At 68.1% G+C, this 12,619-nt stretch carries 16 protein-coding genes; 6 read left to right on the forward strand and 10 right to left on the reverse strand.

What is annotated here, in order from left to right; translation table 11 throughout:
* Positions 1–88: 88 nt before the first annotated feature.
* Positions 89–523 (forward strand): hypothetical protein, encoded by a 435-nt coding sequence (locus tag Hhyl6_RS02490; RefSeq protein WP_483737643.1) that lies wholly within the window; start codon positions 89–91, stop codon positions 521–523.
* Between the two features lie 30 nt (positions 524–553).
* On the opposite strand, the gene Hhyl6_RS02495 is transcribed toward Hhyl6_RS02490, so the two are convergent.
* Entirely contained in the window at positions 554–1,639 is a 1,086-nt protein-coding gene (locus Hhyl6_RS02495) for a polymer-forming cytoskeletal protein (protein ID WP_483737644.1), read from the reverse strand.
* 144 nt (positions 1,640–1,783) lie between these two features.
* Here Hhyl6_RS02495 and Hhyl6_RS02500 point away from each other — a divergent pair, with 144 nt between their 5' ends.
* From Hhyl6_RS02500 to Hhyl6_RS02510, 3 genes are all read left to right on the forward strand, one after another.
* On the forward strand, positions 1,784–1,981 hold the full coding sequence (locus Hhyl6_RS02500) for a DUF5800 family protein (protein ID WP_483737645.1): 198 nt from the start codon (positions 1,784–1,786) through the stop codon (positions 1,979–1,981).
* 165 nt (positions 1,982–2,146) lie between these two features.
* Positions 2,147–3,313: a thiolase C-terminal domain-containing protein gene (locus Hhyl6_RS02505; RefSeq protein WP_483737646.1), complete on the forward strand. Its 1,167-nt coding sequence runs from the start codon at positions 2,147–2,149 to the stop codon at positions 3,311–3,313.
* Complete coding sequence (locus tag Hhyl6_RS02510; protein ID WP_483737647.1) at positions 3,310–3,696, forward strand: Zn-ribbon domain-containing OB-fold protein; 387 nt, start codon at positions 3,310–3,312, stop codon at positions 3,694–3,696. The genes Hhyl6_RS02505 and Hhyl6_RS02510 overlap by 4 nt, the downstream gene beginning before the upstream one ends.
* Positions 3,697–3,701: 5 nt before the next feature.
* Here the strand turns inward: Hhyl6_RS02510 and Hhyl6_RS02515 are convergent, their stop codons facing one another.
* The 5 genes from Hhyl6_RS02515 to Hhyl6_RS02535 form a co-directional block, all read right to left on the reverse strand.
* Positions 3,702–4,643 (reverse strand): alpha/beta fold hydrolase, encoded by a 942-nt coding sequence (locus Hhyl6_RS02515; RefSeq protein ID WP_483737648.1) that lies wholly within the window; start codon positions 4,641–4,643, stop codon positions 3,702–3,704.
* 132 nt (positions 4,644–4,775) lie between these two features.
* Positions 4,776–5,816 carry a methylmalonyl Co-A mutase-associated GTPase MeaB gene (meaB, locus tag Hhyl6_RS02520; RefSeq protein ID WP_483737649.1) on the reverse strand — a complete coding sequence of 347 codons (1,041 nt, stop codon included), beginning with the start codon at positions 5,814–5,816 and terminating at the stop codon, positions 4,776–4,778.
* Positions 5,813–6,235 carry a cobalamin B12-binding domain-containing protein gene (locus Hhyl6_RS02525; RefSeq protein ID WP_483737650.1) on the reverse strand — a complete coding sequence of 141 codons (423 nt, stop codon included), beginning with the start codon at positions 6,233–6,235 and terminating at the stop codon, positions 5,813–5,815. The genes meaB and Hhyl6_RS02525 overlap by 4 nt, the downstream gene beginning before the upstream one ends.
* A 69-nt stretch (positions 6,236–6,304) precedes the next feature.
* Complete coding sequence (locus Hhyl6_RS02530) at positions 6,305–6,436, reverse strand: hypothetical protein (RefSeq protein ID WP_483737651.1); 132 nt, start codon at positions 6,434–6,436, stop codon at positions 6,305–6,307.
* A 181-nt stretch (positions 6,437–6,617) separates the two neighbouring features.
* Positions 6,618–6,905, reverse strand: coding sequence for a DUF7111 family protein (locus tag Hhyl6_RS02535; protein ID WP_483737652.1), 288 nt, complete (start codon positions 6,903–6,905; stop codon positions 6,618–6,620).
* Between the two features lie 58 nt (positions 6,906–6,963).
* Between Hhyl6_RS02535 and Hhyl6_RS02540 the strand changes: the two genes are divergently transcribed.
* Together Hhyl6_RS02540 and Hhyl6_RS02545 are read left to right on the forward strand one after the other, a co-directional pair.
* Entirely contained in the window at positions 6,964–8,418 is a 1,455-nt protein-coding gene (locus Hhyl6_RS02540; RefSeq protein ID WP_483737653.1) for an HTTM domain-containing protein, read from the forward strand.
* Positions 8,419–8,486: 68 nt separating this feature from the next.
* Positions 8,487–8,771: a PadR family transcriptional regulator gene (locus tag Hhyl6_RS02545; RefSeq protein ID WP_483737654.1), complete on the forward strand. Its 285-nt coding sequence runs from the start codon at positions 8,487–8,489 to the stop codon at positions 8,769–8,771.
* Positions 8,772–8,778: 7 nt separating this feature from the next.
* On the opposite strand, the gene Hhyl6_RS02550 is transcribed toward Hhyl6_RS02545, so the two are convergent.
* From Hhyl6_RS02550 to Hhyl6_RS02565, 4 genes are all read right to left on the reverse strand, one after another.
* Positions 8,779–9,132 carry a hypothetical protein gene (locus Hhyl6_RS02550; RefSeq protein ID WP_483739659.1) on the reverse strand — a complete coding sequence of 118 codons (354 nt, stop codon included), beginning with the start codon at positions 9,130–9,132 and terminating at the stop codon, positions 8,779–8,781.
* 120 nt (positions 9,133–9,252) lie between these two features.
* Positions 9,253–10,224: a DUF7979 domain-containing protein gene (locus Hhyl6_RS02555; protein ID WP_483737655.1), complete on the reverse strand. Its 972-nt coding sequence runs from the start codon at positions 10,222–10,224 to the stop codon at positions 9,253–9,255.
* Between the two features lie 60 nt (positions 10,225–10,284).
* Positions 10,285–11,427 carry an acyl-CoA dehydrogenase gene (locus Hhyl6_RS02560; protein WP_483737656.1) on the reverse strand — a complete coding sequence of 381 codons (1,143 nt, stop codon included), beginning with the start codon at positions 11,425–11,427 and terminating at the stop codon, positions 10,285–10,287.
* A 78-nt stretch (positions 11,428–11,505) separates the two neighbouring features.
* Positions 11,506–12,363: a 3-hydroxyacyl-CoA dehydrogenase family protein gene (locus Hhyl6_RS02565; protein WP_483737657.1), complete on the reverse strand. Its 858-nt coding sequence runs from the start codon at positions 12,361–12,363 to the stop codon at positions 11,506–11,508.
* Positions 12,364–12,619: the final 256 nt, after the last annotated feature.

The raw sequence follows: 12,619 nt of genomic DNA on the forward strand, positions 1-12,619 counted from the left end.
GAGGGCGGAAAGGGGGTTTCGGTTCCGTCGGTCAAAGGTGAGTCGTACCCTCCCCGACCGTTATGCCCCCGGCGAGAGCACGGTAAGTATGCGTACGGACGTCCACCGCTCCGGGCCGCGCCGCCCGCTACGCGGACTGGTTCCCGCCCTCGCGGTCGTCACCGCCCTCGTCTACGTCGCCGAGTTCGTCATTCCGGTCGCCGCGTATCCCGCGTGGCTCTACGTCGGTCCGTTGACGCTCCCGACGGTCGCACTGTCACCGACCGCGCTCGCGGTCGCGGTGCTCGTGAACCGTGGCCGGCGCTTCCGGGCCGGTCCCTTCGGCGTCGGCGACGCCGCTATCGTCGTTCTCGCCGCACTGACCCTCCTCGCCGGCGTCTACGCCGTCGCGGACCTGAACCTCTCCTCCGGCGGCGTCTTCTTCTCGGGCGTCTGGGTCGTCGTGGTCGGAGCGGTGCTGACGGCCGCCGTCCTCGTCGGGGCCGGGCGCTCGCTTCTCCGCGGCGGCGCCACTCCGGAGTGAGTCGGTCGACCGTCCAAAAGGCGTCTCCGTTCAGTCGGTGGCCTCGGCCGCGTCCTCGTGGTCGTCGGCGTCCGCTCCGTCGACCGCCTTCTCGTCGGCGTCGTCCGCCTCCCGCTGCTCCGTGGACGCCGACCCGTCACCGTCGGCCGCATCCGCCGCGTCGTCCACCGTTTCGCCGTCTCCGTCCGCCGTCTCGCCGTCCTCGTCCTCACCGTCACGTTCGAGTTCCTCGGCCATCTCGGCCATCGCGGCGGCGGACTCGTCCGGCCGGTCCAGCACCTCGTCGGTGTGCATCCGCGTGCCGTCGCGGGCCCGAATCTTCCCGTCGACGGTGGCGTTCTCGTGGAGTTCGACGGTTCCACCGGAGATGTCGCCCCACACCTTCGCACCGGGGCCGACGCGCACGTCGCCGTTGCGGGTCGTCACGTCGCCCTTGATTTCGGTCCCCTTCCCGACGACCACGTCCTGTCGGGCGCGGAGGCTCCCGAAGACGACGTTGTCTCGGCCCACCTCCAGGGACTCGGCGCGGATGTTACCGTGGAGGCGGCAGTCGTCGCCGATGGTCGCCGGCGTGGAGACGCGCCACGCGTCGTCGGAGACGCTCGCCCCGCGCGGGATGAGCACCGGGTCGTGGTCGGCGGCGTCGTCTCCCAGCATCTCCTCGACGAGGTCCTGTGCGGCCTCGTCCTCGCCGATGCGCAGGAGTTGCGAAAGGTAGACGAACAGGAAGACGATTGTGGGCATCGGGTTGCGGATGACTATCCAGCCGTTGGCCTCGAACCCGTTCTCGATGTCCACGTCGTCGCCGATGTCGAGGTCGCCGGCCACCCGCAACTCGCCGCCGATGTGGACCCGTTCGCCGATGTAGGCGTCCTCGCCGACGAGGACGTTGTCCTCGACGTCACACCACATGTCGAGGCGGCAGTCCCCTTCGGCCTCGATGTGGCCGCCGAATCGGACGCGTTCGTCGGCGATGACCGAGCGACCACGGACGCCGAATTCGACCGTGCTCTGCCCGCCGATGATGACGTCGCCGTCGGTGACGAGGTCGTGTTCCTCGACGGTGGTCCCGTCGGGAATCGCGAGTTCGGAGAGCGGGTCAGAGCCGATTGGCACACCACGTAAAGCGGTTTCGACGGTCTTAAACCCTGAGGGCGCGCACGACGGGCGTCTGACGCTCGTCTGACGCACGCGTGTCACCACCCCTCACGCACCCTCCGAGAGACTACACTTTTACCCGAACCGCCCCTAAGCGTGGTCATGACTGTTCTCTCGTTCGACGAACACGGCGTCGACGTGGTCTACGACGGCACCGAGTTCCGACTGGAGAAGGCCCTCATCGAGGACGCCACGCAGAAGTCCTACCCCGACGTGACCGACCACGAGGTCCTCCAGATAGTCGAACCCGACCCCTCCCTCTCCGGAGAACCGCGGCGCATAGCCGAAATCGTCGACTGACCCGGTCGCCCCCTGCCGATTCTTTCGAGGGATTTAGCGCCGTCGTGAGAAAATGCCGAGCTTTTGTCAATACCGCCGCCGTCTTGCGTTCTCGGCCCGTCGAAATCGTGGCAAAATCACACACTGGCGGCAAGCATTTAAGAGTGCGGGGCCGACTGTGTGGTAATGTCAGACCCACGAGTCGCAGGGGCCAGCGTCACACAGTTCGGGAAACATCCCGAGCGAACCGGCCGCGACCTCTTCGCGGAGGCGGGGCTGGAGGCGCTGGACGCCTCCGGCGTCCCCTCGGCGGACGTCGACGCGCTCTACTACGGGAACTTCATGGGCGAACTGGCGGAGCATCAGGGCCATCAGGGACCGCTGATGGCAGAAGCCATCGGCGTCGACGCACCGGCGACTCGGTTCGAGGCCGCGTGTGCGTCGGCCGGTGCCGCCGTCCGAGCCGCCGTGAAGGACCTTCGCAACGGCGAAGCCGACGTGATAGTCGTCGGGGGCGCGGAGCGCATGACCAACATCGGCACCGCCGCGGCCACCGACGCCCTCGCCATCGCCGCCGACGACCTCTACGAGGTCCGCGCGGGGATGACGTTCCCCGGCGCCTACGCGCTGATGGCGCGGTCGTACTTCGACCAGTACGGCGGCTCCCGCGAGGACTTGGCCCACGTCGCCGTGAAGAACCACGAACACGCGATGGTCAACGAGCACGCCCAGATACGCAAGGAGATTACCGTCGAGGAGGCCATCGACGCGCCGACCATCGCCAGTCCCCTGGGCCTCTACGACTCCTGCCCCATCACGGACGGGGCCGCCGCCGCCGTCCTGACAACCGAGGACTACGCCGAGGAACACGGTCTCGACGCCCCCGTCGCCGTCACGGGGACCGGACAGGGCGGGGACAACCTCGCCTTGCAGGACCGACCGCACCTCGCACAGACGCCCGCCGCCGACAAGGCCGCAGCGGAGGCCTACGCGGACGCTGGCCTCGGTCCCGAGGATGTCGACGTCGCCGAAGTCCACGACTGCTTCACCATCGCGGAGGTGCTGGCCATCGAGTCGCTGGGCCTCTACGAACGCGGCGAGGGCATCTACGCCGCGACGAACGGCGAGACGGACCGCCACGGCGACATGCCGGTGAACCTCTCGGGGGGCCTGAAGGCGAAGGGCCACCCGGTCGGGGCGACGGGGGTCGCTCAGTTGGCGACCGTCGCGTGGGTCCTCGACGGGTCCCACCCACGAGCGGACGCCGTTCCGGACGGAACCGTCGGCGTCGCCCACAACGCCGGCGGCACCGTCGCCTCCACGACGGTCCACGTACTGGAGGTGAGAGGATGACCGACACCGCCCCGGACGGCCAGTACGACGCGTGGTTGGACGCCATCGAAGACGGCGAGGGCTACTACGTCGAGTGCGCGAACGGCCACGGGTGGCTCCCGCCCCGCCGCGTCTGTCCGGAGTGTGGGTCCCGAGACCTGACCGAGGAACCGCTCCCCGACAGCGGCGAAATCGCGACCCACACGACCATCACCGTCGCCACGCCGCAGTTCGAGGACGACGCCCCCTACGTCACCGCCATCGCCGACTTCGGGCCGGTGTCGGTGACGGGCCTCGTTCGCGGCGTCGACCCCGAAGAGGTGGAGATGGGGGCTATGGTCGGCATCGAAGTCGGTACCCGAGAGACCACGGGGGACCGAGCAGTCGTCTTCCGCCCGCGGTAACGGGGTTACTTCTCGACGCGGACTTCCGCCGCCTTGCCGCGAACCACGTCGACGAACTCGTTGGGGTGTTCGACGTGGGGGAGCAACAGCGAGTCGCCGAAGACCACCAGCGTCGCGTCCGCGCGTTCGGCGAGTTCGCGCCCGTCAGAGAGCGGCGTGATGTCGGCCTCCTCGCCCCAGACGAGCGTTATCGGGACGTCGAGGTCCGCCAGCACGTCCCCGAGGTCCTCTTCGGGGTCCAGAAAGCCCGAGAGGAACGACGACGGCGCGAACCGGGCACCGGGCTGATGGCCGGTCTGCCACTCGTAGTCGACTATCTCGTCGGTGAGGTTCGACAGGTCGTAGTACCCGTGGTCGTCGTGGAAGTAGCGGATGGACGCCTTCGAGGCGACGAGGTTGAACAGGGCCTGCCCGAGTATCGGTGCCCGGAGCAGCGACCGGACCCAGACGTTCCGGTTGCCCATCGAGGAATCCGTCGGGCAGACGAGAACCAGTTCAGCGACGTCGGCGTCCCTCGCCGCGATGGCGGCGTAGGAGGCCGAGAGCGAGGAGGCGACGACGGTGGCGTCCTCCGTCTCGTCGGCCAAGAAGTCACGGACGAACGTGGTCAGGAGCGACGCCGAGTACAGCAGCGGGGGCCGGTCTGAGTGGCCGTAGCCCGGCAGGTCCGGGGCGAGGACGTGGTACTCCTCGGCCAACCGCTCGAAGACGGTGTGGAACTCGTGGCTGGAGGCGGCGGCGTTGATGCCGTGGAGGAGGACCAAGTCTGGGTCGTCGGGGTCACCGGCCTCGGTGTAGGCGACGTCGAACCCCCGCCAGCGATAAGTACGCTGGTCGCCGGGCAAGAGCGGGTCGAACTCCTCGGCGCGCGACTGGAGGACGCGGTTCACGAGGGCCGTCGTACCGACCGCACCGACGGCGACTCCGAGTGCCTTTCGAAGCTTCATACCCCGTCGTACGGGCGGGACCCTGTTTATACGTGGTGGGCTATCGACAGGAGCGTCTCGGTGGCGACGGGACAGCACCTACCGACCCCGGAACCCGTCAGCGTCGGGGATAGCACGGTCGTCTGCCGTCCCTCACGGCGCGTTCTCGGCGTCGAGACACGCCTCGAGTGGTTCGAGCACCTCGTCGACGACGGTGTAGGGGTCCGTCTCGCGGGCCATGACCGCGTCGACGGCCGACTCGATACCCCCGTGCCGGTCGAGTTCGGCCGAGACCAGTTCGTTGGCGTCCTCCCGCAACAGCGTCCGTATCTCCGCGGCGAACCGCTCGCGGGCCTGTCGCTCTCGCTGTCCGGTCCGGTCGAGGTAGTCCCCGTGGGCTTCGAGGACGGCGATGAACTCGTCGACGCCCTCGCCGCGGTTCGCCACCGTCTCCACGATTGGCGGGTCCCACTCGTCCGCGTCGTCGCCGTCCGTCTCCGCGGCGGCGTCCTCGTGTGACCCGCCGGCCATCGCGCCGTGGTGGCCACCGCCGGCACCGCTCCGGCCCTGCAACATCTCGCGCAACTGCTGGACCGTCCGGTCGGCACCGTCCAGGTCGGCCTTGTTGACGACGAACACGTCGCCGATTTCGAGGATGCCCGCCTTGAGCATCTGCACGTCGTCGCCGCTCCCCGGCGGGACGAGGACGGCCACGGTGTCTGCCGTGCGGACGATGTCCACCTCGTTCTGGCCGGCCCCGACCGTCTCGACGATTATCACGTCCTTCCCGAAGGCGTCCAGCGCGGTTACGGCGTCCGTCGTCGCCGTCGAGAGGCCGCCGAGCGACCCGCGGGCGGACATCGACCGGAAGAACACGTCCATGTCGCCGGCGTTCGACGCCATGCGGATGCGGTCGCCGAGTACCGCGCCGCCCGAGAAGGGCGAGGACGGGTCGATGGCGATGACGCCCACGGTCAGGCCCCGGTCGCGGTACTCGGCGGCCACCTTGTCGACCAGCGTCGACTTGCCCGCGCCGGGACTGCCCGTGACGCCGACGACGTCGGCGTGGCCGGTGTGCTGGTGCAGGTCCGACACTATCTCGCGGTAGCCCGGCGCGCGGTTCTCTATCTTCGTGATGACGCGTGCCAGTGCGCTGTGTTTGCCCGCCAGCAGGTCCGAGACGAGGTCGCTCATCGCTCGGGGGCGTGCTCGCGGATGTACGAAATCATCTCCTCCATCGAGGCGCCGGGACCGAATATCTCGTCGACGCCCCGGTCCCGCAACTCGGCCTTGTCGTCGTCGGGGACGATGCCGCCGACGAGGACGAGGCGGTCGTCGAAGGCGTCGTACTCCTTCAGACCGTCGAGAATCTTCGGGACCAGCGTGTTGTGCGCCCCCGAGAGGATGGAGATGCCGACGACGTCGACGTCCTCCTGGACGGCCGCCTGCACGACTTCGTCTGGAGACCGGTGCAGACCGGAGTAGATGACTTCGAATCCGGCGTCGCGGAGCGCCCGCGCGATGACGTGTGCGCCCCGGTCGTGCCCGTCGAGGCCGACCTTCGCGACCAGACACCGGATGGTGCGCTCGTCCTGCTCCTGCTCGACACTCATGGCACCAGCTACCACGGCGTGTGGTTTGACTCTTGCCCCCGGTTCGAACCGTCAGACTGACGTGGCCGCCTACGCCGGAAACACGAGGTACGGCACGATGAACAGCAACAGGAACATGAACAGCAGGACGAGGCCGTAGCCGGCGAGCGTTCCGGCGGCGGTCAGCCACGCGGGGTGGTCGAACTGGTCGAGCGCCGTCATGTCTTCCGAGTCGACCCCGCGTGACAAAGAAGTTCGGGCGAACGCGGACTACTGCCGGTCCAGTCCGCGCTCTCGGACGCGGTTCCGTATCGTCTCTGCCCGCGTCCGGATGCGGCTGGCGTACCGCCGGCATGTTCACGTCAGTATCCCGACGACAGAAGGCGAGCGTCGTGTCGCCGGCCTACATCCCCATGTCTGCGGCCGCCTCGGGGACCGGAAGCGCGTTCGGCGAGGTGCCGAGCAGCTCCGCGGCGTGGTCGAGCGCCATGTCGAACCCGTAGTACCGTTCGAGCTCGTCGCCGTCGGCGCTGGGCCGGACCTTCAGCATCGCGTACCCCTCCACGTTCTGGGCGATGGCGGCGGTCCGCCCGTCCGATTCGAAGGTGAGCAGTCGCTCCGCCTCGGTCTCTCGATAGCGGGCGGTGATGCCGTCGGCCGTCGCCTCCGTCGGGTCCTCGGTATCTGCCATCGACCGAGCGTTAGGACCGCACCCCATGAAAGCTGTCGGTTACGGAGGTGGAAGACTTATGTCCGCGACAGCGCTGTCAGTGGACACCCTGACGTCGACAGTCCGCGAGGCACTCGCTCGGCGGGTCGCGCTGGACCGGCGGGGCCTCGCCGCCTTCCGTATCTCGCTCGCGGTCGTGCTCCTCGTCGACCTTCTGCGCCGGGCGCCGGACCTCGTCGTTTTCTACACCGACGCCGGCGTGCTCCCCCGGTCGGTGCTGGCAGTGCTCTACCCCGGCTGGAACGAGTTCTCGCTGCACGCGCTCTCCGGCGGGGCGTGGGCACAGGCGCTCCTGTTCGTCGCCGCCGGACTCGCCGCCCTGTCGCTCCTCGTCTGCTACCGGACGCGGCTCGCGGCAGTCGTCTCGCTCGTTCTTCTCGTCTCCATCCAGGTGCGGAACCCACTCGTCCTCAACAGCGGCGACGTGCTCCTGCGTCGACTGCTGTTCTGGGGCCTCTTCCTCCCGCTCGGGAGCCGGTGGGCCGTCGACGCCAGCGAGGCCGCGACCGACGACCACGGCGTGGTCGGTCCCGCCACGGCCGGGCTGCTGGCTCAGGTGGTCGTCGTCTACGCGACCAACGCCGCCGTGAAACTGCGGGCCGACGTGTGGCTCCGGGGCGATGCGGTCCGCTACGTCTTCCAACTGGACCACTTCACCGTCCTGCTCGGTGACGTGGTCGCCGGCTGGGCGACCCTCCTCACGGTCGTCGATTGGCTCTGGGTCGGACTGTTGCTGACCTCGCCGCTGCTCGTCGCGCTGACGGGGACACGGCGGGCGGCGCTGGTCGGGGCGTTCGTCGGCGCCCACCTCGGGATGGTGCTGACGCTCTCTATCGGCGTGTTCCCGCTGGTCTCGGTGACCGGGTTGCTCGCGCTGTTCCCGAGCGTCGTCTGGGACCGCGTGGAGGGGCGACTCCGGCCGCTCGCGTCGCTCTCGACGGTCGGGTCGGGCCGAACGCCGCTCGCCGACCGCGTGCCCGCGCTCTCCCGCGCCGTCCGTGCGCTGGCGGTCTGCTGTCTGGCCGTGGTTCTGGTGACGAACGCCGTCGGCCTCGGCGTCGTCGCCGCGCCGGCGGACACGCCGGACCGGCTGACGGACCGCTCGTGGGACATGTTCGCACCCTCGCCGCCGCTGGCGACGTGGTGGTACGAGGCCCCAGCGAACCTCACCGACGGCGGGCGTGTCGACGCACTCACGGGGGAACCGTACGACCCGTCGCGCCCGGCCGACGCCGCGTCGCGGTACGCAAACGAGCGCTGGCGGAAGTTCCTCGACGACGCCCGGACGGAACCCCGACTTCGCCGTTCACTGGCCGGGTTCCTCTGTGAGCGGTGGAACCGAAGTCACAGCGAGAAGATGACGACCGTGAGTCTGTGGGTCATGACCGAACGGACGAACCTCGACGGCCCTGAGACGGTCGAACGGGAGCGGCTATACCGCTATCGGTGTGGGGCGGTCCAGCGCGGCCAGTGAGGGCCGTCACCAGACAGCGCCGACGCGAAGTCGAAACACCCGTGGGGACGGCTGGCGTGAGTCGGGCCATGGCGAAGTGGTTCCAGAGCGGGCGGCGGCGGGACATGTGCGTCATCCTCGCCGGGGCCGACGACGGCGAACTGACCGGGCAGCGCCTCAAGACGCGACTCGAACGGCGCTACGACACCCGCATCGAGCCGAAGAGCTTCTACGGCGCGCTGGAAGCGATGGAAGACGCCGGGTTCGTCGAACACAGAACCGAGGGCATCGCCGACAAGTACTCGCTGACCGAGGGGGGCGAACGGCGCCTGCGCGAGCAGTTCGAGTGGATGGGCGAGCATCTGGAGTCCTGAGAGCGTTTCAGACGCCTGGGACGCCGATGGCCTCGAAGGTGCCGATACCTACGACTGCGAGGACAAAGAGGACGACCAGCGAGGCGACCCACGCGACGAGGGAAATCAGAATCGCGTTCCCCCAGCCACCGGGGTACCGGGAGTTGATGAGTGCGACGTAGGCGAACAACACGACCACAGGCCCCAGAAGCGGTATCCAGCCGAAGAGGAAGCCGACGACGGCCCAGATAATCGCGCCGAACAGGGCCGTCACCACCGCGTAACCGAAGTCGTCGCGGTCAGTCACGACCCGTGCGCCGACGTAGATGCCGAGGCCCCCGACCAGCAGGCTCACGACGAAGACGACGAGCGAGTCCAGCAGTGCCATAACGGATATTCCCCGAGGAGCGGGTAGTTATTCCCACCTTATGCGGTACCCGCTCTCGGTAAGTGCGTCCGCGAGACGCCGTCGAGTGACCGGGCGAAGTGCCCCCTGTCGACGTTATCGGACCCACTCCGTCGACCTGACCCTGTAGTCGGTGGCCTCGAACCGGACGTACCACGCCCGAGTCCACGGGTTGGGGAGCGGGTCGTGGCTCTCGAGACGGTCGAGGAGCGACGAGAGGGGCGCCGATGGGGGCTCACACTCCTCGTAGCCGTCGTCGACCGCCCGACGGAACAGGTCCTGCTGGCCCGACGAGAGCCCCGAGAAGTCGACCAGATACCGGCGGTCGAGGAACTGGCGGAAGGCGTCGGTATCCGCCGCCACCTGCGTCGTCTCGACGCGGAAGCGGTACTGCTCGTTCGTCGTTGTTCCGCCGGACCAGACTTCGTAGACGCGGTCGTTCCAGCGGACCCAGACGGTTCCGTCGCCGGCTAACCGCGACCCCTCGACCCCCTCAGGGTACGGAACCGGGTTCTCCCGGACCGAGAGTCCCTCGGTCGGGTGCTGTTCGCCCTCGCCGTCTCCGCCGCCGTAGACGGCGTAGTCGAGGGCAGTACGGTCCGCGGCCGGAAGGTCCGTGAACGCCACGGTGGCTGCCGAATCCGGGGCCGTCTGCCCGGCCTCCCACTCGACGTTGAGGACCAGCGCCGGGACCAGCGTAGCCGTCCGGGAAACGGCGAGTCGGTGGTACCCCTCGGCCTCGACGAGGGCACCGTCGGGCACCGGTGACTGGGACCCGAACTGCGTGACGGATGCGGACCCGTTCGCGACGGCCGTCTCGATCAGTTCCCGCTCGGACCCGTCGAGAGTGAGGGGGACCGCCGTGACAGGGTCGAACGGGTCGGCCGACAGCGAGACGCCCGCGTGACACTCCGGGTCGGTTCCCTCGTGGTCGGTTGGGGACCGCTGGGGCCGGTCAGTTGGACCGTCGTCGCCCGGGGGGTCTTCGCTGACCGTGTCTGGCGTCCCGAGACAGCCACCGCCGGCCAGTGCACCGACGGTAGCGAGGAGGGCTCTGCGGGTGGGCATACAGTCCGTTCAGTATCGGACAGAAAGGGCCTTCTGGACGGTCAAACCGCGACAGACCGACTAGTCCAGCAACTCGTCGGCGATGGTGTTGCGGAGGACTTCGCTGGTCCCCTCGTATATCTCGTTGAGTTTGGCGTCGCGGTAGAACCGCTCGACGGGGAAATCCTTCGTGTAGCCGTAGCCGCCGTGAATCTGGATGCCCTCGTTGGCCACCTCGCGAGAGACTTCGGAAGCGTACAGTTTGGCCTGTGCGGCCTCCTTGACGAAGTTCTCGCCGCGCATCTTCAGGTCGGCGGCCTGATGCATCAACAGTCGGGCGGCCGACGTCTTCGTGTCCATGTCGGCCAGTTTGTGCTGGATGGCCTGAAAGTCGGAGATGGGCTGGTCGAACTGCTCGCGGTCCTGTGCGTACCGCAGGGCCTCGTCCAGCGCGGCCTGTGCGATGCCGACGCCGCGGGCGGCGATGGTGATACGGCCGCCGTTGAGCGTCTTCAGCGCGTGGACGAACCCCCGGCCCTCGTCGCCGAGGCGTCGCTCCTCGGGGAGGTACATGTCGTCGAAGCGCAGTTCCGCCGTGGGACAGCCCTTGTCGCCGAGTTTGTGTTCGGTCCCCTCGACGACGAACCCGTCGTCCTCCTCGGGTCGGACGACGAAGGAGGAGATGCCCTTGTTGCCCGCCTCGGGGTCCGTCTTCGCGAACAGGACGACGGTGTCGGCGACGGAACCGTTGGAAATCCACAATTTCCCGCCGTTTACGACGTAGCCGTCGCCGTCCCGTTCGGCGGTGGTGGTCATCGCGGGCACGTCGCTCCCGGCGCCGGGTTCCGAGAGCGCGAACGCACCGACGTCCTCGCCCTCGGCCATCGGTGTGAGATACGTCTCCTTCTGGGCCTCGTCGCCGAACTCGTACACCATGTTACAGGCCAGCGAGATGTGGGCGGCGACGATGGTGCCGAGGCCGCCGCTCCCGCGTGAAATCTCCTCCAACGCCATCGCGTAGCTGTGGTAGTCGAGGCCGGCACCGCCGTACGCTTCGGGGATGGGCATCCCCATCAGCCCCAACTCGGCCATCTCGTCGACGAGGTCCCACGGGAACTCGTCCGACTCGTCGATTTCGGCCGCACGGGGGACGACTTCCTCGTCGACGAACTCCGCGACCATCTCCTGAATCTGGCGCTGTTCCGCTGTGGGACTGAAGTCCATGTGACTGGGTATCGAGGCCCGCGCCTTTACTGTTCGGCAACGGGCACCCCGTTGTCGGGATTCGTACTCGCGCCCGCGTCACTCGTACTCGTAGAAGCCAGCGCCGGTCTTCTTCCCGAGGTCGCCCGCGGCGACCTTCCGCTTGAGGAGGTACGCCGGTTTGTAGCGGTCGCCCAACTCCTCGTGGAGCGTCTCGCTCGCGTCCAGCACCACGTCGAGACCTATGTGGTCGGCCAGTTCCAGCGGCCCCATCGGGACGTTCGTCCCGAGGGTCATCCCCCGGTCGACGTCGGCCATCTCGGCGACGCCCTCGTCGTAGGCGCGGACGCCCTCGTTTATCCACGGCATGAGGATGCGGTTGACGACGAACCCCGGTTTGTCGTCGGCCTCCCACGTCTCCTTCTCGAGGTCGTCGGCGAACGCGTGGCCCAGCGCGACGGTGTCCTCGCTCGTCTTCTCGCCGACGACCACCTCCACGCCCTTCATCACCGGGACGGGGTTCATGAAGTGGAGGCCCAGCACTCGCTCCGGACGGTCAACCACGCTGGCGATGGTCGTGATGGAGAGCGTGCTCGTGTTCGTCGCCAGCACCGTCTCCGGGCCGCAGGTCTCGTCGAGGTCCTCGAAGACGGACTGCTTGACGTCCATGTCCTCGGTGACGGCCTCCACGACGAGGTCACAGTCCGCGAGGTCCGAGAGGTCAGTCGTCCCCTCGATGCGCGCGCGGGCACGGTCGGACGCGCCCCGGTCCAGTTCGTCGCGGGCGACCAGTCTGTCGAGGCTCTCGTCGATGTCCTCGAACCCGGCCGAGACGAACTGCTGTTTTACGTCCCGCATAACCACGTCGTAGCCCGCCGTAGCCGCGACCTGTGCGATGCCATTCCCCATCGTGCCGGCGCCGACGACGCCGACGACGCCGATGTCGTCGATTTCCATGCCGTGGCGTTCGCCCCCACCTCGTGTAAGTGTGCCGACGATAGTAGAACCATAAGTTACCTTACCCTTCGCGTAACGTGTGACTAACTACCACGCCGAAACCCCCTGAAAGCGCAGGGTTCGAATTATTGACTCGCTCCGTAGTAAATGTCAGCAACAAGATACTTATGGTGGCGGGAAGAAGCAGGGAGTGACGACACACTGGGCGTCAGGCCGGAGAGTCCATCCCCCTCACACCCGAACGCCGCCGGCCCCC

This window comes from Haloarcula sp. H-hyl6, assembly GCF_056934455.1.

What these genes read in the sequence shown, in the direction of transcription:
- Hhyl6_RS02490 (WP_483737643.1), top strand. Translation starts at nt 89, where the DNA reads ATGCGTACGGACGTCCACCGCTCCGGGCCGCGCCGCCCGCTACGCGGA.
- Hhyl6_RS02500 (WP_483737645.1), top strand. Translation starts at nt 1,784, where the DNA reads ATGACTGTTCTCTCGTTCGACGAACACGGCGTCGACGTGGTCTACGAC.
- Hhyl6_RS02505 (WP_483737646.1), top strand. Translation starts at nt 2,147, where the DNA reads ATGTCAGACCCACGAGTCGCAGGGGCCAGCGTCACACAGTTCGGGAAA.
- Hhyl6_RS02510 (WP_483737647.1), top strand. Translation starts at nt 3,310, where the DNA reads ATGACCGACACCGCCCCGGACGGCCAGTACGACGCGTGGTTGGACGCC.
- Hhyl6_RS02515 (WP_483737648.1), bottom strand. Translation starts at nt 4,643, where the DNA reads ATGAAGCTTCGAAAGGCACTCGGAGTCGCCGTCGGTGCGGTCGGTACG.
- meaB (WP_483737649.1), bottom strand. Translation starts at nt 5,816, where the DNA reads ATGAGCGACCTCGTCTCGGACCTGCTGGCGGGCAAACACAGCGCACTG.
- Hhyl6_RS02525 (WP_483737650.1), bottom strand. Translation starts at nt 6,235, where the DNA reads ATGAGTGTCGAGCAGGAGCAGGACGAGCGCACCATCCGGTGTCTGGTC.
- Hhyl6_RS02530 (WP_483737651.1), bottom strand. Translation starts at nt 6,436, where the DNA reads ATGACGGCGCTCGACCAGTTCGACCACCCCGCGTGGCTGACCGCCGCC.
- Hhyl6_RS02535 (WP_483737652.1), bottom strand. Translation starts at nt 6,905, where the DNA reads ATGGCAGATACCGAGGACCCGACGGAGGCGACGGCCGACGGCATCACC.
- Hhyl6_RS02540 (WP_483737653.1), top strand. Translation starts at nt 6,964, where the DNA reads ATGTCCGCGACAGCGCTGTCAGTGGACACCCTGACGTCGACAGTCCGC.
- Hhyl6_RS02545 (WP_483737654.1), top strand. Translation starts at nt 8,487, where the DNA reads ATGGCGAAGTGGTTCCAGAGCGGGCGGCGGCGGGACATGTGCGTCATC.
- Hhyl6_RS02555 (WP_483737655.1), bottom strand. Translation starts at nt 10,224, where the DNA reads ATGCCCACCCGCAGAGCCCTCCTCGCTACCGTCGGTGCACTGGCCGGC.
- Hhyl6_RS02560 (WP_483737656.1), bottom strand. Translation starts at nt 11,427, where the DNA reads ATGGACTTCAGTCCCACAGCGGAACAGCGCCAGATTCAGGAGATGGTC.
- Hhyl6_RS02565 (WP_483737657.1), bottom strand. Translation starts at nt 12,363, where the DNA reads ATGGAAATCGACGACATCGGCGTCGTCGGCGTCGTCGGCGCCGGCACG.